We start from the raw sequence: 17622 nt of genomic DNA on the forward strand, positions 1-17622 counted from the left end.
TGCTCACCAGGGCCGTTTTCGTCTCGGTGGGGTGGGCCGAACTGCCCTGGTGATCTTCGGATCGCCGGGGCCGTTTGCGGTTCTCGGGCTTGCCGCTGCAGGTGGGGGCTCGGGTTGCTGACCAGACGCGGGCGGCAAGGCGGACCCCACCCTCCCCAGGGGGCCATCCCCAGCCCAGTCTATCGGCCACCTCCGACAAAACCGCTGTTCACGCCATGCCCGAGGCGAAGTTGTCCACAACTCGGCACCCCTGTGGACAACCGGCCGCCGCACTCAGCCGACAACACCCGCGCACGAAAAAACGCCCCGGCCGGAGCCAGGGCGTTTTCGAAGCGAGGTCCTACGGGTTCTCCGGCGAGATGTTCTGCCCGCCGACGCCCCCGCTTTCCGAGGACTCGTTGGACTCGTTGCGCGGGCTACCGCCGCCGCTGCCGGGGTCGTTGCCCGTGACATCGGTGGGCGTGGTGGACGGCGGCGGCGTGACGGTGGTGGTGTCCGGCGGCGGCGGAGGCGGCGGCGGCTGGGTGACGCTGCTCGTGTCCGGCGGGTTGGTGCTGCCGCTGCCGGTGCCGGGCAGGGACGTCGGCTGGCCGCTCGACTGCTGCGACGCCGTGTTGGCCGGGTTGTTGACCGGCGGCGGCGTGGACGGGTTGTTCGACGAGTTCTGGCCCCCCGTGGTGGGGGTGACCGGGCCACCGAGCTGGGCGGCGAGCTGGCGGTGCTGCTCGAGCAGCTGGTCGCGGTTCTCGTCGTCGGTGACCTGGTTCAAGGCGGCCTGCGCGTCGTCGAGGGCTTTGCGGGCGTCGGCGAGGCGGTTGTCGGCCAGGGCGAGGTTGGCCTTCTCGAGGTCGAGCTTCGCCGCGGCGGCGGCTTCGACCGAGTGGGCGTGGTCGGTGTAGAGGACCTTGGTCAGGCCCCACAGCGTGTCGCCGGGCTGGGCGTCGCGGGCGGCGAGGCCGGTGCCGGCGAACGCGATGGCCACCGCGGCGCACGCGGCGGCGACCGGCACCAGGATGCGGCGCCGGCGGCTGCGGTCGGCGCGTTTGCGAGCCAGCGAAGCCGTCTTCACGGTGGTGACGGCGGTGTCGACGTCGACCAGCTCGGCCAGCGGCTCGCTGTCGATGTCGCGGCGCCAGGCCAGCAGCAGCGCGTTGAGCTCCTGGTCGCCGAGCCCGTCGGCGATGGCCGGGTCCGTGCCTCCGAGCGCGTCGAGCAGTGCGTCGTCGGCCTGGATGGCCGTGAGGTCACCGTCGGCTTCCGGGTCGTAGGCCGTCATGCCGCTCGTGAACGCGGACGGCGACAGGTCACGATCGTCGTCGTGATCGGTCACTCAGATCACCTCCTCGGCGGCGAGCACCTTACGCAGGCGAGCAAGCGCTCGGTGCTGGGCCACTCGAACGGCACCCGGGGTCGACCCGACGGCCTCCGCGGTCTCTTCCGCCGACAAGCCCACCACGACACGCAGCACGACGATCTCGCGCTGTTTGTCGGGGAGCACCTGCAGCAGCTGTGCCATCCGCTCGTTCAGCTCACCCTGCAACGCGCGCTGTTCCGGGCCGACCCCGACCTCGACCTCGTCGGGGACCTCGGCCACTGGTTCAGCCCGGTTGCGGGCCGCCGCGCGGTGCGCGTCGGCCACCTTGTGCTGGGCGATCCCGTAGACGAAAGCCAGGAACGGGCGGCCCTGTTCACGGTACGAAGGCAATGCCGTGAGCACCGCGAGACACACCTCCTGCGCAACATCGTCTGCCGAAGCGAACGAACGCTCCTGCCTGCCAACCCGAGCACGGCAATACCGCACTACCAGGGGGCGGATGGCCGCCAGTAGCCGGTCCACCGCCTGAGGATCTCCCTCTACGGCAGCGGCGACCGGCTCATCCAGTCCATCCCCCACATTGGCCATCGCAGACAACAGTCCCAGTGTTACGTGTAGGCGTGCAAAGAATCCGGCGCGTGGTCATCGTTTCCCGCCCGCCGGTGACAGTTACCGTACCGTCGGCGACCTCTCCGACAACCGCCAGAGGTGGTCACCGGCGAGCCGCGTCGTGGACCCGGCCGCACCGCACACGTCGATCAGAGGACCAACGAGCGGCTGACCTGCGGGATACGGCTTGCTGCCCGGGAGGGTGGCGCCGGCTGGGAGCCTGCCCGAGCGGTGGGGACGAAGGCGACGAACGTGACAGGTGACACATCTGATATCGATGCCACAGGTCCTGGCCGGAGAGCCGGGACCGAGGACACAGGTACGGGCCAGGGCGGCAACCCTGGCCCGTCGTCACCGTGGCGTCAGAACGGACAACCTGTCACGCGGAGCGTGGTTTGGCGGTTATGCGGCTTCAGGAAACGAGGCCACGGCGGAAACCGTGGGCCACGGCCTGGGCGCGGTCGCGGACGCCGAGCTTGCGGAACAGCCGCCGCGCGTGCGTCTTCACCGTGTCCTCGGACAGGTACAGCTCACGGCCGATCTGGCCGTTGCTCTTGCCCTGGCTCATGCCGCGCAGCACCTGCAGCTCGCGCTCGGTGAGCTGCACGCCGGGGTCCGACGGCTGGCGCGGCGCCGGCACGGAGGTGCTGGCGAGCGTGTGGGCCAGTGCGGCGACCAGCTCGGGGCGCGAGGCGTCCCAGCGGAGGTAGCCACGGGCACCGCCGGCGATGGCGGCGGCGATGCTGCCGGCGTCGTCGGGGGCACCGAAGACGATGACGTTCGCCTGGGGGTTCGCGGAGACGAGCCGCCGCGTGGCTTCGACGCCCGTCGGGACCGCGCGCTGCGTCCCGACCAGCACGACGTCGACCGGCTGACGGGTGTACCGGGCCAGCAGCTCGTCACCGTGCGCTACGCAGTCGATGCGACTGACCCCTGGGACCGCGGACATCACACGGGTGAGCCCTTCGCGGACACTGCGTCGGTCGTCGCAGATCAAGACCGTCGTCACGGGGTTTCCTTCCTGCAGCCGGGTGACATTCCACTTCCCCTATCGGACGCTTTAGCCCGAACCTTGACACGATCCGGTGGCTTTTTTTGAAGTTTCTTAGCCCGGATGCCGGAACGGCGTTTCCAGAGGGCTCAACCGGGCTCCCGAGGTACCCACGGTGAATCCTCTGCGATCCGCATCACGCAAGGATCTGCGTGTCGTAACACTGCGTGCAACACTTCGCGGCTTCTGAATCGATACTTCTCGGCGTGTCCGGGGTCCAGATCGGCCGCCACGCGTGTCGCCACCCAAATAAGTGAATAGAGTTCGTATTTCTCGGCGGTCATGGCGGCATTTGTGACGACGTCGAGTGCAGTAGCGCGTTGGTCCGGTTCCCCGGCCGTCGCGAGTGCGACTCCGAGCACGATGTCGGATTTGACGACGTGCCGGCGCGAGCCGCGCACTCGCGCAGCTTCCGCAGCTCGCCGCGCAGGCGCGAGCGCTTCCCGCGGACGGCCGGCGGCGAGCGCGATCTCGGCGCCGACCCAGCCGCCGCGGACGGTCGCGCGCCAGCGGTCGTCGGCCTCCGCCGCGCCGGCGGCCAGGCGCCGGGCGGCGGCGAGCCGGCCCAGGGCGAGGTTGTCGGCGGCCAGGCCGAGCAGGGCATCGGCTTGCGCGCCGGCCGCGTCGAGGCCGTCCGGGTCCGTCTGCCCGCCGGCACCGTCCAGGGCCACCAGCGCCTCCCCGTCCAGCGCCCGCGCGGCGACGTGCCCGCCGAGCTGACGCCGGTGCGACGCCAGTGTGGTCGCGGCCAGTGAGGCCACCACGGGGTCGGCGCCCCGGCGCAGATCGGCCAGCGCCGTGGCCGCGGCGGCGTAGCGGCCCTGGGCGCCGAGCACGACGGCGGCCAGCAGCCGCTGCCGGGGCGCGGCGGAGCGCGGCGCGGTGACGGGCACCGGCGGCGGCACGAGATCGCCGAACGCGAGCTCGGCGAGGAAGCTTCGGGGCACGGGACCTTTCTAGCGCCCCGCCCCGACAAGAACGTGCTCGACGCGGCCCGCGGCGGCCGGCAGGTCGGCGAGCAGCTCGACCTTGTCGGGCAGCGTGGCGACGTCCCAGCCGGGCCCGCACGCGAACAGCCGGCTGCGCTGGCGGCCGCGGGACACGCGCGCGAACAGCCGCGGGTCCGCCACCGCACGCCGGTGCGCCCACAGCACCACCGCGGCGGGCGCGCTGCGTCGCACGGCCACCGCCAGGACCTCCGCGGGCAGCGGCACGCCGAACAGCTGCGCGCCGATCCGCCGCCCGGCCAGGGCGGCCGCGAGCGCGTAGACGGGCATGGTGTCGCGTTCCTCCGGCACGCAGGCGAGCAGCACCGGACGCAGGTTGCGGGGCACGTCGAGGACGGGCGTCGCGCGCACGAGCGCCGCGTAGACGCATTCGGCCAGCAGGTACTCGACCTCGGCGCCTGCGCTGACCCCGCGCCAGCGCGCGCCGAGCGCCGTGAGCACCGGCTCGACCACCCCCGCCCACGCGGCGAGCACGCCGAGCTCGTCGAGGGCCTCGGCGAGCATGCGCTGCACGGCGCCGACGTCCATGGCCAGCGCGGCCGTGCTCAGGCGGCGGGCCAGGCGCGACGGGACCTCACCGTCGGCCGGCGCGGCGTGCGCCGGCGTCGCGGGTTCGTCGGCGGGCGGGACGATCTCCGTGCGCGGCATCTGCTGCAGCGCGTAGCGGGCGGCCTCGGCCGTCGAGGCGCCGCGGAGGAGGGCGCGCTGCATGAGCTCGAGGCGGTCGATGTCGGAGCTGCCGTAGCGGCGGTGCCTGCCGTCGGTGTGCCGGCTGGGGCCCAGCCCGTAGCGGCGGTCCCAGGTACGGAGGGTCGACGGGGCGACCCCGAGCCGGCGAGCGACCGAGGCCACCGGCAGGGTGGGTTCTCCTTCACGCGCTCCGGATCCCACCCGGCCAATATCCAGGCCCGCGACAGTCACGGCAACCGGAGCCAAAACCCCTGCTCACCATTCCGGGGGATGCCTAACGGCTGAATCATCCCGAAGCCCTTGAACAACTATTGGCGCGCTTCTAACGTTACCGCCGTTGCACCGAATGGAGTATCGGCACCACAGCAGAGCAGCTAATGGCATCGACCGGATGACGGAGGCGGTCAGGATGGCAGACACGCGCAGGCTCCCCGGTCCCAACGCAGATATGTGGGACTGGCAGCTGGAGGGGTCGTGTCGGGGGATGGACAGCGCGGCGTTCTTTCACCCGGACGGCGAGCGGGGGCCGGCTAGGGCGCGCCGCGAGGCCAGGGCGAAGGCGGTCTGCCTGGCCTGCCCAGTGCTGGACATGTGCCGGCGGCACGCACTGGCCGTGCACGAGCCCTACGGGATCTGGGGCGGACTGTCGGAGTCCGAGCGGGAGAACCTGATCAAGCAGGACAAACGAGCGCTGAGCATGTCCGGCGGCTGAGCGCGCTCACGAACTCGCGACAGGGGCGGTGTCCACTTCGGACGCCGCCCCTGCCACGTTTTCCCGGTCCGTGCCGGGCCAGCACAGCATCGCCGCGTCGATGATCGCGGTGAGCCCGGCCAGGTCGACGCCGTCGCGGGCCTGCATCGAGAGGCCGAACAGGATCGTGGCGTAGTACGCGCCGAGCGCTTCGATGTCGACGGATTCGGCGAGATCACCCTCCTTGACGCCACGCCGCAGGCGGGCGCGGACCAGGTCACGCACCTCTTCGCGCTGCGCCCTGAGGTGAGCGCAGACGCCCCCGTTCGCGGGCGAGCAGTTCGTGGCGGCGAGCACGACCATGCAGCCCGATGGGTGTGCGGGGTCCACGTACGAGCGGGCGTTGTCGCGAAGCATCGCCTCGATCGCCGCGCGCGCCGTCGACTCTTCGCGCAGCGCGCGGGGTGTGTGGCTGCCGTACGTCTCCCCGTAGCGCTCCACCGCTTCGCGGAACAGCGCCTCCTTGCCGCCGAAGGCCGCGTACAGGCTCGGCGGGTTGATGCCCATGGCGCCGGTCAGGTCGGCCAGCGACGTGCCCTCGTAGCCGCGCTCCCAGAACACGAACATCGCCTGGGTGAGGGCGTGCTCTCGGTCGAAGGCGCGGGGCCGGCCTCGCGGTGACATGGACCACCTTCTTTAGTGAGCGATACAGAAAAACTTGACGAGCCCACGGTACAGGCTCTTTTATGTATCCATCGATACAGAAAGGCTTTCACATGGGATCGCTTGACGGCAAGGTCGCACTGGTCACCGGCGGTAGCCGGGGCATCGGCGCGGCGATCGCGAAGCGGCTGGCCGAGGACGGCGCCGACGTCGCGATAACGTACGAACGCTCAGCGGACAAGGCGGCCAAGGTGGTCGCCGGGATCGAGGAGCTGGGCCGGCGCGGCCTCGCGTTGCAGGCCGACTCCGCGGACGCGGCGGCGGTGACCTCGGCCGTCGACCACGTCGCCGAGGAGCTCGGCGGGCTCGACATCCTGGTCAACAACGCCGGCATCTCCATCGCGGCGCCACTCGACGAGCTCTCGCTCGATGACATCGACCGCACGCTCGCCGTGAACGTGCGCGCCGTGCTCGTCGCCACGCAGGCGGCGCTGAAGCACCTCCCTCGCGGCGGCCGCGTGGTCTCGATCGGCAGCGACCTGGCCGAACGCGTGCCTTTCGCGGGCATGAGCCTGTACTCGGCGAGCAAGGCGGCGCTGATCGGCTTCACGCGCGGCCTGGCGCGCGACCTCGGGCCGCGGGGCATCACCGCCACCGTCGTCCACCCGGGCTCGACGAACACCGACATGAACCCGGCCGACGGTCCCGCTTCCGCCGCCCAGGTGCCGCACATCGCACTGGGCCACTACGCGGACGCGGCGGACGTCGCCGCGACCGTGTCCCACGTGGCGGGCCCGGACGGCCGCTACCTGACCGGCACCGCGATCACCGTCGACGGCGGCTTCACGGCGTAACCGGCCCGCGCCACCGGGGCCGCGCCGCCAGACCGGTCCAGAACCGGAGGGCGGCGCGGTCCGGCTCGAGACCCAGCTGCGTGGCAAGGTCGGACGCGGCGGCGGCGCCGTGGCGGGCGATACGGCTGCGGTTCTGCTCGACCTGTTCGACCGCGAGCTACGAAAGACTCTCGGGGTCGCCCAGGTCACTGAAGGCGAGCTTGAGCCAGGCCACACTGCGGATCTCGGCCGGCTCGGCGCCGGGGCGGCTCAGCCACTGCCGCAACGCGCGGCGGCCGGCTCCAGTGACGTAATAGGTCTTGCGGCGGCGGCCGGAGCTCTCTTGGTCGCCTTCGAGCAGGCCTTGTTCCTGCAGCTGGCCGGAAATCGCGTACAGCTGCGCGTGCGGAATGGGCCAGTACTGCCCGATTGAGCGGCGCAACGCCTGCTTCACCGCGTACGGCGTGGTCACGCCGAGCTGGGCGACCATGCCGAGCATTACGTAGGCCGTGACGGACAGCTCTCGCGTTCCCGAAGTCATCGGCGCCTCCAGTAGTCACACTGAGACTACTCGACGACTACTGGACGACGCTGGGAAAACCGGCCGCCAGGATCTTCCCCACGCGATCGGCCAGGCCGCGGCGCCGGCTGACGGCGAGCTGCAGGCCGAGCGGCGCGACCGGCACGTCGTGGCCGCGCCAGCGCACGTGGTCGAGGCGGCCGGTGCGGCTCTGCTCGTGGGGTTCGCCCGTGTCGTGGACGCCGGCGATCCATTCGACGACACACCCCGCGAACGCCCGCCCGCCGCGGTCGGCGACCCAGCCCGTGAACTCGGAGACGGGCTCGACGAGCAGGTCTTCGAAGAGTTCGCCGGCGAGGTGGGCGTCGTCGACGGAGAAGTCGAGATCGCCGGGGTCGACGTCGATCCCGCGCACGGCCAGGGCGCCGGAGCCGTAGCGGAACCAGCTCAGGCGGCTGCCTTCGACGCGGCTCAGGAAGACCTCCAGCGCGTCCTCCCACGGCACCGGGCGCGACGAGCGCTCTGCAGCAGCATTTCCTCGAGGTGACGCGCGAAGTTCGCGTGCGTGCGCCGGACGCCGCCGGTTGCGGACAGCCAGCGCACGAAGCAGTCGGTGCCCGCGGGGTCGAAACCCAAGTGAACCAAGCGATCCCGATAGAGCTCGACGTTCGTACTGACCTCGCAGGCCGCACGGGCGCCGTCCAGGTGCAATGAGTTGTCGAGGTTCACGGCAGCTTCCTTGAGCGCGCGACAGGAGTGAAAATTTCCCACAGTATGGGCAACATCGGCACGGGCACTAGCGTGTTCGCCCTCGCTCGGCCCGACGTTCCTTGCCCCCGGGCGTCTTTCTCGTTTCAGATGGCCGTGGAGCGAAATCCGGGGAGGGGAAGACATGGGAACGTTGGACGGCAAAGTCGCGCTCGTGACGGGCGGCAGCCGCGGCATCGGGGAAGCGATCGCCAGACGCCTCGCGGCGGAAGGTGCGGACGTCGCGATCACGTACGAGCGGTCGCGCGACAAGGCGGAGAAGCTCGTCGCCGCGCTTCAGGAGATGGGGCGGCGCGCGATGGCCGTGCAGGCGGACGCGGTGGACGCCGTGGCTGTGACAGCCGCCGTCGACCGGGTCGCCGAGGAGCTGGGCGGGCTGGACATCCTGGTCAACAACGCGGGCGTGCTGGTGACCGGGTCGATCGACCAGCTGGCACTCGACGACATCGACCACCTGCTGGGCGTGAACGTGCGGTCGGTGATCGTGACGACCCAGGCAGCGATCCGGCACATGTCGCGTGGTGGCCGGGTGGTGTCGATGGGCAGCTCCCTCGCCGACCGCGTGCCGTTCCAAGAGCGCGCTCGTCGGGCTCACCCGGGCGCTCGCGCGTGATCTGGCGGACCGCGGGATCAACGTGACCCTGGTCAACGTCGGTTCGACCGACACGGACATGAACCCCGAGGACGCGACGTTCGCGTCCGCGCAGCTGCCGCACATCACCCGCGGGTCCTACGCGCGGCCGGCCGAGATCGCGGGCGCGGTGGCGTTCCTGATGGGGCCGGACGGCGAGTTCGTGACCGGGACGGCGACCAATGTGGACGGCGGCTGGGCGGCCTGAGCCCAGGCCCGGCCTGCCGGACGAAACCGGGGCGGCACCCCCTCGAAGGGAGTACCGCCCCGGTTCGGCGTGCTGGTGGAACTAGTGCGAGTGACCGTGGCCGTGGCCGGCGTCGGGTTCCTCGTCGACCGGCTTCTCGACCACGGAGCTCTCCGTGGTGAGCACGAGCCGGGCGATGGACGCGGCGTTGGCGACCGCGGAGCGGGTCACCTTGACCGGGTCGACGATGCCCGCCGCGATCAGGTCGGTGAGCTCGCCGGTGGCGGCGTTGAAGCCCTGGCCCCAGCTCTGCTCCTGGACCTTGTTCACGATGACCGCGCCCTCGTGGCCCGCGTTGCTCGCGATCCAGAACAGCGGGGCGGTGAGCGCGTCACGGACGATGCGAACGCCCGTGGCCTCGTCACCGGAGAACTCGGACTCAAGCCCTGCCAATTCCTTGACCGCGTGGACCAGCGCCGAGCCGCCACCGGGGAGGATGCCCTCCTCGACGGCCGCCTTCGTCGACGCCACGGCGTCTTCGATGCGGTGCTTGCGCTCGTTGAGCTCGGTCTCGGTGGCCGCGCCGACCTTGATCACGGCCACGCCGCCGCCGAGCTTCGCGAGCCGCTCCTGCAGCTTCTCGCGGTCCCAGTCGGAGTCGGTGGTCTCGATCTCCTTGCGGATCTGCGCGATGCGGCCGGCGATGGCGTCCTTGGAGCCGCCGCCGTCGACGATCGTGGTGTCGTCCTTGGTGACGACGATCCGGCGAGCGCGACCCAGCGAGCTGAGGTCGATCTCCGAGAGCTTCACGCCGATCTCGGCGGAGACGACCTCGCCGCCGGTGACGAACGCGAGGTCGTCCAGGAACGCCTTGCGGCGGTCGCCGAAGAACGGCGCCTTGACCGCGACGGCCGTGATCGTCTTGCGCAGCGAGTTCACCACGAGGGTGGACAGCGCCTCGCCGTCGACGTCCTCGGCGATGATCAGCAGCGGCTTCTTGGCCTCGACGACCTTCTCCAGCACCGGGAGCAGGTCGGCCAGCGCCGAGATCTTCTCGCGGGACAGCAGGATGTAGGCGTCCTCGAGGATCGCCTTCTGGTCCTCGGGGTTGGTGGCGAAGTGCGCCGACAGGAAGCCCTTGTCGAACTGCACGCCCTCGGTGATCACGAGCTCGGTCGCCAGGGTCGACGACTCCTCGATGGTGATCACGCCGTCCTCGCCCACGCGCTCGACGGCCTCGCCGAGCAGCTGGCCGATCGTGGCGTCGCGGGAGGTGACGGTGCCGACCTGCGCGATGTTCTCGCGGCCCTTGACCGGGGTGGCCCTGGACTTGAGGACCTCGATGACCTTCTCGGCCGCGGCCTCGATGCCCTTGCCGACCGAGGTCGGGTTGGCACCGGCGGCGACGTTGCGCAGGCCGTGCTTGACCAGCGACTGGGCCAGCACCGTGGCGGTGGTCGTGCCGTCACCGGCGACGTCGTTGGTCTTCGTGGCCACGTTCTTGGCCAGCTGCGCGCCGAGGTTCTCGAACGGGTCGTCGAGCTCGATCTCACGGGCGACGGTCACGCCGTCGAGGGTGATGGTCGGGCCGCCGAACTTCTTGTCCAGAACGACGTGGCGACCACGCGGGCCGAGGGTCACCTTGACGGCGTCGGCGAGCTTGTTCACCCCGCGCTCGAGCGCGCGACGAGCGTCCTCGTCGAAACTGATCTGCTTGGGCATAGCGTGTTCCGCTTACCTTTCAGGGGTTTTTGAACGCAAGAACGCCCCGTCCCCCGGCTTGTGCGGGGCCCGGGGCGTCATGCGCTGCGAGCGGACGTCAGTTGATGACGGCCAGCACGTCGCGGGCGGAGAGGATGAGGTAGTCCTCGCCGTTGTACTTGACCTCGGTACCGCCGTACTTGGAGTAGATCACGACGTCGCCCACGGCCACGTCGAGCGGCACGCGGTTGCCCTTGTCGTCGATCCGGCCCGGGCCCACGGCCAGAACCTTGCCCTCCTGGGGCTTTTCCTTGGCGGTGTCGGGGATGACGAGGCCGGAAGCGGTCGTCTCCTCGGCCTCGCTCGTCTGGACAACGATCTTGTCCTCGAGCGGCTTGATGTTCACGCTCACCGGGTTGACCTCCACGGTCGTCGAAAGCGTCGGCAGGATGACTTACGGCTCCTACCACCCCCGCCGTCGCGGGTGCCGGGCGTGTTCGGGCCGTTCGATTAGCACTCTAGCCACGGGAGTGCCAGCATTGCAAGGAGGGTCCATCTGACGTGGGGGAATCCTCGACGAAGCGGGCTGACCGGGGGTTTTGTTCCACGAGCGTTTCGGACCCCGTCACCAGGCGCCGTCGGTCAGGATGAGCAGGCCGAGGGCGATCAACACGACGGGCAGGGCGACGTGGCCCCAGCGCGCGAGCGCCCGCGCGACGGCGGGGCGCGCGGCGAGGTGGCGGCCGGCGGCGAGCCAGGCGGCGACCAGCACGAGGAACACGACGACGTAGACGCTCGTGCCGCCCGGGCCGGCGGTGGCGAAAACGGGGACGTAGACGCCGATGTTGTCGCCGCCGTTGGCGAGCGCGACGGCGGCGACTTCGAGGGTCCGCGGGCCGCCGGACCGGGTGGGTTCGCCGTCGTCGCCGCGGTGGCGCCAGGCCTGGACGGCGGCGCGGATCCCCAGGGCGATCGGCAGCAGGCCGAGGTACGGGACGAAGCCGGCCGGCAGGAACTTCACCCCGAACGCGGCCGCCACGGCGACGGCGAGGATCGCCGCGAACCCGAGGTACTGGCCGGTCACGACGGCCCGGGTCGCGCCGGGCCGGCCGGCGCCGCGGGCGAAGAACAGGGCCAGCACGAGAATGTCGTCGACGTTGGTCACGGCGAACAGGCCCACGGCCTGGCCGACGACGTTCGGGTTCACCCGCGCGACGATGCCAGCCCGGTCGGTCAGGCGGGTTTGGTGGCGCGGACGATCGCGGAGTGCATGCCGTCGGCGACGGGGTGAGTGGGGGTGAGCTGGACGTCGGTAAAGCCGGCCGTCTCGAGGCCGGCGCGGTATTCGGCGAAGGACAGGGCGCCCGCGATGCAGCCGACGTAGTCGCCGCGTTCGGCGCGCTGGGCCGGGGTGAGGGTGTCGTCGGCGACGACGTCGGAGACCCCGATCCGCCCGCCGGGCTTGAGGACGCGGAAGGTTTCCGCGAAGACGGCGGGTTTGTCGGTGGACAGGTTGATCACGCAGTTGGAGATGACGACGTCGACGGAGCCCGCGGGCAGCGGGATGGCTTCGATCGCGCCGCGCAGGAACTCGACGTTCGTGGCTCCGGCTTTGGTGGCGTTGGCGGTGGCCAACGCCAGCATCTCGTCGGTCATGTCCAGCCCGTAGGCCTTGCCGGTGGGGCCGACGCGGCGGGCGGACAGCAGCACGTCGATGCCGCCGCCGGAGCCGAGATCCAGCACGTGCTCGCCGGGGTGCAGATCGGCGACGGCAGTCGGGTTGCCGCAGCCCAGGGAGGCGGCGATGGCGTCGGCGGGCAGCTCGGCGCGTTCGCCGGCGGCGTAGAGGGCAGAGCCGAAGTCGACTTCGGCCGGTGCCGGGCCGCAGCACGCAGTGCCGCCCGAGGTGACTTCGAGAGCGGCCGCGGCGTAGCGCTGGCGCACGGTTTCACGCAGGTCGGTCATTGTGCTTCTCCTGGCTGGATCAGCTTGTATCGACGTTTGTGGAAACAACCTTGCGCCTTGGATCGGCGAACGTCAATATAGAATCATGTCGATACAGGAGTTGCTCGACCAGCGCGAGGGGTGCTGCGCGGGGCTGAGCGCCGCGCCGTTGGCCGAAGCTGAGGCCGCCGAGCTGGCCCGGGTGTTCAAGGCCCTGGGCGATCCGGTGCGGCTGCGGCTGCTGTCGATGATCGCCTCCCGCGAGGGCGGCGAGATGTGCGTGTGCGAGCTGACGCCGGCCTTCGACCTCGCGCAGCCGACGATCTCGCACCACCTGAAACTGTTGCGCCAGGCCGGTTTGATCGACTGCGAGCGCCGGGGGACGTGGGTGTACTACTGGGCGCTTCCGTCCACAATGGAGCGGCTCGCGGCTGTTTTGCGCGTGCCGCAAAGGTGACCACGTCGCTTGCCCGCCGGGCCGCCGCCGAGGCCGTGGGGACGGTGTCGCTGGTGGCAGTGGTCGTCGGCTCCGGCGCCCAGGCCGCCGAGCTGCCGCGCGACGTCGGTGTGCAGCTACTGGCGAACTCGCTGGCCACCGTTTTCGGGCTGGGTGCGCTGATCGTGTTGTGGGCCGGTGTCCGGGGCGCATTTCAACCCGATGGTCTCGCTGGCGGCCTGGTTCACCCGTCGTGAGGAGTTCGCGTTGCGCGATCTCGCCGTCTACGTGCCCGCGCAATTCGCCGGCGGCATCGGTGGCGCGGTCCTGGCGAACGCGATCTTCGCCCGCCCGCTCGCGCAGTGGTCCGGTCACGACCGCGCCGCCGGAAACCTGTGGCTCGGCGAGGTGGTGGCGACGGCGGGACTGCTCGTGCTGCTCTTCGGGCTCGACCGCACCGGACGCGGACACCACGCACCGGTGGCGGTGGCGTCGTTCATCGGCGCCGCCTATTGGTTCACCTCGTCCACCTCGTTCGCGGACCCGACGGTGACCGTCGGACGCGCCTTCACCACACGTTCGCCGGGATCTCGCCCGGTTCGGTCGGTCCGTTCGTTGCCGCCCAGGTCGTCGGCGCCGCCGTCGGCCTCGGGCTCGTCGCGCTGCTGTTCGGCGTTCCCCGCACACTCCAGGAGGCTCGCCCGTGACCCGGTCCGTGCTGTTCGTCTGCGTACACAACGCGGGCCGGTCGCAGATGGCCTCCGCGTTCCTCGCGCGCCTCGGCGGCGACCTCGTCGAGGTCCGCTCGGCCGGGTCCGCACCGGCCGACGCCCTCAACCCCGCCGTGGTCGAAGCGATGGCCGAGGCCGGCATCGACCTCGCCGCGGAAACGCCGTAGATCCTCACCATCGACGCCGTGGAAGCGTCGGACCTCGTCATCACCATGGGCTGCGGCGACGCCTGCCCCGTGTTCCCCGGCAAGACGTACCGCGACTGGGAACTCGAGGATCCGGCTGGCAAAACCCTCGCCGAGGTCCGTGTCATCCGGGACGAGATCCGGAACCGGGTGCGGGCGCTCGTCCGGGAACTTTCCTACGGCGGCGGGCGGTTGCTCGAAGAGTGCCGGGACGTGCAGGACTTACTCGACCAGGTCCGGCTGCGGCCGAGGATGTGGGTGCCGAAGGGGTCGTTGCGGGAGCTGCAGACCTACCTCGCCGGGTATGGGGCGGCGCTGGACGTGCACGGGGTGGAAAAGGAGTTCGTGATGCAGCCGGTGGGACCGTTCGCGGAGTGGGTGCGCGGGCGGACCGGCTGGTCGATGTCGCTGGGTTGGGCCGCGGCGATCGAGAGGCACGCCGGCACCGAGGACCCGCTGGACGTGTTTTTCGGGCTTCTGGACGAATACCGCCTGAGCACAGCCGAAGATCGCTAGGCTCGCGGCGGGTGAGCAGCAGGATGGCCGACGGCAGCGCGGGCGACGCGGACTACGCCGAGATCGGCAAGGTCTACACCGGCTACCGCAGCCCCGACCCCCGCATCGCCGCGGCGGTCGACAAAGCGCTCGGGGACGCGAAGACCGTGCTGAACGTCGGGGCCGGCGCGGGGTCGTACGAGCCGGTCGACCGCCGAGTGACCGCGGTGGAGCCGTCCGCGTCGATGCGGGCGTTGCGGCCCGCGGACCGGCCCGCGGTGGACGCGACGGCGGAGGATCTTCCGTTCGCGGACAACAGCTTCGACGCGGCGATGGCGACGGTTTCCATGCTCCCAACCGCCAGCCCCCGGTTGAACCGGCTATCCCACTGCGGCTGACAAGAGCCGCCGTCGGGCGACGTAACCCGCATGTCGCCCGACCAACGGCCACGCGGGGCAAAACCCCCGCCCTCCCAAGGGGGCGTCCCCGTCCCATTTTATCGGCCAACACCGACGAAAAGGGCCTGAGCAGGTCGGGAAGCGGAGGTTGTCCAGAACCCCAAAGCGTGGGGATAGCTCGACGGGTGAGGCGCGGCGGCAGCACAAGTCGGCGGCGAGGCGGCACGCCATGACCCCGCCAGGCGCGAAGGAGACGCAGCAGATGCGGAGCTTTGTCGACGAGGCGGCCGTGAAGCGCTTCGCGCGGAAGCTCACCCGGGATCTCGCGGACGGGACCTGGGCCGCCAAACACCAAGCGCTCAAGGACCAACCCGCGTTCGACGGCTCCCTCATGCTCGTGATCGGCCGCTGACGACCGCTGAACGAATGCGGGTCGCAGATCGGCCACCACCGACGAAAAGGGCCTGAGCAGGTCGGGAAGCGGAGGTTGTCCACAACCCCAAAGCCTGGGGATAGCTCGACGGGTGGGGCGCGGCGGCAGCACATGTCGGCGGCGAGGCGGCACGCCATGACCCCGCCAGGCGCGGAGCAGACGCAGCGAGCGCGGAGTTTCGTCGTCAAAAGGATTACCTCGCCGAGACGGCCTGGGCCGCCAAACACCACGCGCTCAAGGACCAACCCGCGTTCGACGGCTCCCTCATGCTCGTGATCGGCCGCTGACGACCGCTGGGCGAAAGCGGCGTCGCGGAGGCTTACGGGGAGCCGCGGTTTCTGGTTAAGTTTTGCCGGAAAAGCACCGACACCTGGGGGTCCCACCGATGTTCCACTCCGTTGCGCGGCGGCTGGCCGTCGCGGGCGGGGCGGGGTTGCTGGCGGTCGCGTTGGCGACGTCGGCACCCGCTCAAGCCCAACCGGCGAACCAACAGCGCCAGCAGGACTTCGTGAGCGCCGCGCAGGAATTCGGCGTGCCGCTCGATGTGCTGCTCGGCGTCTCGTACCTGGAGTCCCGCTGGGACTACAACGCGGGCACGCCCAGCACCGCCGCCGGCTACGGGCCGATGCACCTCACGGACCTGCGCACGGCCGGCGTCGTGACCAGCGAGTTCGACCAGAACGGCGAAGACCCGCGCGGCGACGACGCCCGGCCGGCGCTGCACCCGAAGCCGACGCAGCAGCCGGCGGCGATCCCGCCCGGGTTGCAGACTGTCGACCAGGCCGCGGCGCTGCTGCACACGGACGCGGCGACGCTGCGCACCGACCCGGAGCAGAACATCCGCGGCGGCGCGGCCCTGCTGGCCGAGGACCAGCGCAAGCTCGGCGTACGCAGCGAAGATGCGAAGGACTGGTACGGCGCCGTCGCCGCGTACAGCGGCTCCGAGGACGTGACGGCGGCCCAGACTTTCGCCGACGAGGTCTACGGCACCATCGCCACCGGCGAGACGCGCACGACCGACGACGGCCAGGCCGTCACGCTCGTCGCGAACCCCGGCGTCACGCCCGACAAGGCGCAGGCCGAGCGGCTGGGCCTGCGCACCGACGCCCCGCCCGCCACCGAGTGCCCGAAGTCCGTGGCCTGCGAGTCCGTGCCCGCGCCGTACCAGGAGCTGCCGGGCGGCGACTACGGCAACCACGACATCGCGAACCGGCCGCAGAGCCAGAAGATCGACACGATCGTCATCCACGACACCGAGGGCTACTGGGACGACGCGCTCACCCTGGCGCAGGACCCGACCTACCTCGCGTGGCACTACACCGTGCGCTCGCAGGACGGCCTGATCGCGCAGCACGTGCCGACCAAGGACGTCGGCTGGCACGCGGGCAACTGGTACGTCAACGCGAAGTCCATCGGCGTCGAGCACGAGGGCTTCGCCGCGCAGGGCACCTGGTACACCGAGGCGATGTACCGGTCGTCGGCGAAGCTCGTCGGCTACCTGGCGAAGCGCTACGGCGTGCCGCTCGACCGCGCGCACATCATCGGCCACGACAACGTGCCGGGCACCACGCCCGCCACGATCCCCGGCATGCACTGGGACCCGGGCCCCTACTGGGATTGGTCGCACTACTTCGACCTGCTGGGCGCGCCGATCAAGGCCACCGGCGGGGCCGGCTCGTCGATGGTGACGATCGCGCCGAAGTTCGCCGCCAACCAGCCCGTGTTCACCGGCTGCGACAAGATCGGCTCCGGCACCCCGTGCGCCGCGCGCGGTTCGGAGGCCGTGGTGCTGCACACCGCGCCGGACGCCGCGTCTCCCCTGCTGTCCGACGCCGGCCTGCACGGCGCCGGAGTGTCCACTATGGACGTTTCCGACGTCGGCAGCCGCGTGGCCACCGGTCAGCAGTACGCCGTGGCCGGGCGCCAGGGCAGCTGGACCGCGATCTGGTACCTGGGCCAGAAGGGCTGGCTGCCCAGCAACACCGTGGTCCCGGCGAGCGGTCTCGTCGCCACGCCGAAGCCCGGCAAGGCCACGATTCCGGTGTACGGGCGGGCTTATCCGGAGACCTCGGCCTACCCGGCCGGGATCGCGCCGCAAGCGTTGGCCCCCATGCCGTACACGTTCGCCGCGGGCCAGACGTACTCCGCCGGCGGCGTCGTTCCGTCCGAGTACTACTCGGCGACGACGTTCGACGTGTCGGACCACGTGGTGGTGCGCGGGAAGATGAAGTACGTGGAAGTCCAGTTCGGACACCGCGTCGAGTACGTGAACCTCGATGACGTAGTGCTGAAGCCGGCTTTCTGAGGTTGAGACAGAGGAAGGGCCCCTCCGCG

Annotated in this window: 20 protein-coding genes and 3 pseudogenes; 10 read left to right on the forward strand and 13 right to left on the reverse strand. The window is 70.8% G+C overall.

Annotation, left to right across the window (positions count from 1 at the left end):
• Window positions 1-340: 340 nt before the first annotated feature.
• From QRX50_RS03735 to QRX50_RS03755, 5 genes are all read right to left on the reverse strand, one after another.
• Complete coding sequence (locus QRX50_RS03735; protein WP_285970599.1) at window positions 341-1330, reverse strand: anti-sigma-D factor RsdA; 990 nt, start codon at window positions 1328-1330, stop codon at window positions 341-343.
• Window positions 1331-1903 carry a sigma-70 family RNA polymerase sigma factor gene (locus QRX50_RS03740; RefSeq protein WP_220247347.1) on the reverse strand — a complete coding sequence of 191 codons (573 nt, stop codon included), beginning with the start codon at window positions 1901-1903 and terminating at the stop codon, window positions 1331-1333.
• Between the two features lie 433 nt (window positions 1904-2336).
• The gene (locus QRX50_RS03745; protein WP_020662719.1) at window positions 2337-2933 is read right to left on the reverse strand and encodes a response regulator transcription factor; all 597 of its coding nucleotides are present in this window, start codon (window positions 2931-2933) and stop codon (window positions 2337-2339) included.
• A gap of 131 nt (window positions 2934-3064) precedes the next feature.
• Entirely contained in the window at window positions 3065-3922 is an 858-nt protein-coding gene (locus QRX50_RS03750) for a hypothetical protein (protein ID WP_285970600.1), read from the reverse strand.
• A gap of 9 nt (window positions 3923-3931) precedes the next feature.
• Window positions 3932-4834 (reverse strand): MerR family transcriptional regulator, encoded by a 903-nt coding sequence (locus QRX50_RS03755; RefSeq protein ID WP_285970601.1) that lies wholly within the window; start codon window positions 4832-4834, stop codon window positions 3932-3934.
• A 229-nt stretch (window positions 4835-5063) separates the two neighbouring features.
• Here QRX50_RS03755 and QRX50_RS03760 point away from each other — a divergent pair, with 229 nt between their 5' ends.
• Window positions 5064-5384, forward strand: a complete 321-nt coding sequence (locus tag QRX50_RS03760; protein WP_220246148.1) for a WhiB family transcriptional regulator — start codon at window positions 5064-5066, stop codon at window positions 5382-5384.
• Window positions 5385-5390: 6 nt separating this feature from the next.
• Here the strand turns inward: QRX50_RS03760 and QRX50_RS03765 are convergent, their stop codons facing one another.
• Window positions 5391-6047, reverse strand: a complete 657-nt coding sequence (locus tag QRX50_RS03765) for a TetR/AcrR family transcriptional regulator (RefSeq protein ID WP_285970602.1) — start codon at window positions 6045-6047, stop codon at window positions 5391-5393.
• A gap of 92 nt (window positions 6048-6139) precedes the next feature.
• On the opposite strand from QRX50_RS03765, the gene QRX50_RS03770 reads away from it, so the two are divergent.
• Complete coding sequence (locus QRX50_RS03770) at window positions 6140-6880, forward strand: SDR family NAD(P)-dependent oxidoreductase (protein ID WP_285970603.1); 741 nt, start codon at window positions 6140-6142, stop codon at window positions 6878-6880.
• Window positions 6881-7037: 157 nt separating this feature from the next.
• Here the strand turns inward: QRX50_RS03770 and QRX50_RS03775 are convergent, their stop codons facing one another.
• Genes QRX50_RS03775 through QRX50_RS03785 form a run of 3 tightly spaced genes read right to left on the reverse strand, consistent with a single transcriptional unit; the run spans window position 7038 to window position 8108 of the window.
• Complete coding sequence (locus tag QRX50_RS03775; RefSeq protein ID WP_285970604.1) at window positions 7038-7400, reverse strand: PadR family transcriptional regulator; 363 nt, start codon at window positions 7398-7400, stop codon at window positions 7038-7040.
• Between the two features lie 37 nt (window positions 7401-7437).
• Window positions 7438-7884, reverse strand: a complete 447-nt coding sequence (locus QRX50_RS03780; protein WP_285970605.1) for a nucleotidyltransferase family protein — start codon at window positions 7882-7884, stop codon at window positions 7438-7440.
• Entirely contained in the window at window positions 7851-8108 is a 258-nt protein-coding gene (locus tag QRX50_RS03785; protein WP_285970606.1) for a hypothetical protein, read from the reverse strand. The genes QRX50_RS03780 and QRX50_RS03785 overlap by 34 nt, the downstream gene beginning before the upstream one ends.
• Window positions 8109-8271: 163 nt before the next feature.
• Between QRX50_RS03785 and QRX50_RS03790 the strand changes: the two are divergent.
• Window positions 8272-8986 (forward strand): annotated as a pseudogene (locus QRX50_RS03790) (SDR family NAD(P)-dependent oxidoreductase).
• 81 nt (window positions 8987-9067) lie between these two features.
• Here the strand turns inward: QRX50_RS03790 and groL are convergent.
• From groL to arsM, 4 genes are all read right to left on the reverse strand, one after another.
• On the reverse strand, window positions 9068-10687 hold the full coding sequence (groL, locus tag QRX50_RS03795; RefSeq protein ID WP_285970607.1) for a chaperonin GroEL: 1620 nt from the start codon (window positions 10685-10687) through the stop codon (window positions 9068-9070).
• 97 nt (window positions 10688-10784) lie between these two features.
• The gene (gene groES / locus QRX50_RS03800; protein ID WP_009072407.1) at window positions 10785-11078 is read right to left on the reverse strand and encodes a co-chaperone GroES; all 294 of its coding nucleotides are present in this window, start codon (window positions 11076-11078) and stop codon (window positions 10785-10787) included.
• Window positions 11079-11291: 213 nt separating this feature from the next.
• Window positions 11292-11873, reverse strand: a complete 582-nt coding sequence (locus tag QRX50_RS03805; protein WP_285970608.1) for a cadmium resistance transporter — start codon at window positions 11871-11873, stop codon at window positions 11292-11294.
• Window positions 11874-11899: 26 nt separating this feature from the next.
• Window positions 11900-12631 carry an arsenite methyltransferase gene (gene arsM / locus QRX50_RS03810; protein WP_285970609.1) on the reverse strand — a complete coding sequence of 244 codons (732 nt, stop codon included), beginning with the start codon at window positions 12629-12631 and terminating at the stop codon, window positions 11900-11902.
• Between the two features lie 85 nt (window positions 12632-12716).
• Here arsM and QRX50_RS03815 point away from each other — a divergent pair, with 85 nt between their 5' ends.
• The 7 genes and pseudogenes from QRX50_RS03815 (at window position 12717) to QRX50_RS03840 (ending at window position 17593) form a co-directional block, all read left to right on the forward strand.
• A complete protein-coding gene (locus tag QRX50_RS03815) occupies window positions 12717-13067 on the forward strand; it encodes an ArsR/SmtB family transcription factor (RefSeq protein WP_285970610.1) in 351 nt (116 codons plus the stop codon).
• A complete protein-coding gene (locus tag QRX50_RS03820; RefSeq protein WP_285970611.1) occupies window positions 13064-13303 on the forward strand; it encodes a hypothetical protein in 240 nt (79 codons plus the stop codon). Before QRX50_RS03815 ends, QRX50_RS03820 begins: the two co-directional genes overlap by 4 nt.
• Window positions 13269-13499: pseudogene (locus QRX50_RS49380) on the forward strand (hypothetical protein); the annotation flags it as partial. The gene QRX50_RS03820 and the pseudogene QRX50_RS49380, both read left to right, overlap by 35 nt.
• Before the next feature lie 301 nt (window positions 13500-13800).
• A pseudogene (locus QRX50_RS03825) lies at window positions 13801-14139 on the forward strand (arsenate reductase/protein-tyrosine-phosphatase family protein); the annotation flags it as partial.
• Window positions 14140-14489: 350 nt separating this feature from the next.
• Window positions 14490-14855, forward strand: coding sequence for a class I SAM-dependent methyltransferase (locus QRX50_RS03830; RefSeq protein WP_285970612.1), 366 nt, complete (start codon window positions 14490-14492; stop codon window positions 14853-14855).
• Between the two features lie 262 nt (window positions 14856-15117).
• On the forward strand, window positions 15118-15267 hold the full coding sequence (locus QRX50_RS03835; RefSeq protein ID WP_285970613.1) for a hypothetical protein: 150 nt from the start codon (window positions 15118-15120) through the stop codon (window positions 15265-15267).
• A 406-nt stretch (window positions 15268-15673) separates the two neighbouring features.
• Entirely contained in the window at window positions 15674-17593 is a 1920-nt protein-coding gene (locus QRX50_RS03840; RefSeq protein ID WP_285970614.1) for an N-acetylmuramoyl-L-alanine amidase, read from the forward strand.
• The last annotated feature ends 29 nt before the right edge of the window (window positions 17594-17622 follow it).

Origin of the sequence: Amycolatopsis sp. 2-15, assembly GCF_030285625.1 — a bacterium.
In the GTDB taxonomy this organism is placed as follows: domain Bacteria; phylum Actinomycetota; class Actinomycetes; order Mycobacteriales; family Pseudonocardiaceae; genus Amycolatopsis; species Amycolatopsis carbonis.